This window comes from Nocardioides abyssi (assembly GCF_030412915.1).
In the GTDB taxonomy this organism is placed as follows: Bacteria; Actinomycetota; Actinomycetes; order Propionibacteriales; family Nocardioidaceae; genus Nocardioides; species Nocardioides abyssi.
Genome location: NZ_JAUHJR010000337.1, coordinates 1 through 207, shown reverse-complemented (window position 1 = coordinate 207; position 207 = coordinate 1). Strand labels below are relative to the sequence as shown.

General features: G+C 82.1%; 1 protein-coding gene. It reads left to right on the top strand.

All coding sequences use genetic code 11. The features are described 5' to 3' along the window. Positions 1–207 (top strand): hypothetical protein (locus QWY29_RS20935; RefSeq protein ID WP_300963124.1); only part of this gene is annotated, 207 nt, incomplete at both ends.

The window sequence follows — 207 nt, the reverse complement described above, 5'->3', positions numbered from 1 at the left end:
CGCTCGCACGACGCCGCCCATCCCCTCGACCGCGGCGTGCCGGCGACGTCGTTGGCCGACCGCCTGGGCGTGCCGCCCGCGGTCGTCGCGGCCGGGGTGCCGCGGGTCGAGGGGGCCCGCCAGCAGGGCGGGCGGGTCGTCGTCGGGGACGCGGGTCCGGCCCTGCCGGCCGAGGTGGAGCGGGCGCTGGCCGAGCTGGCCGACGAT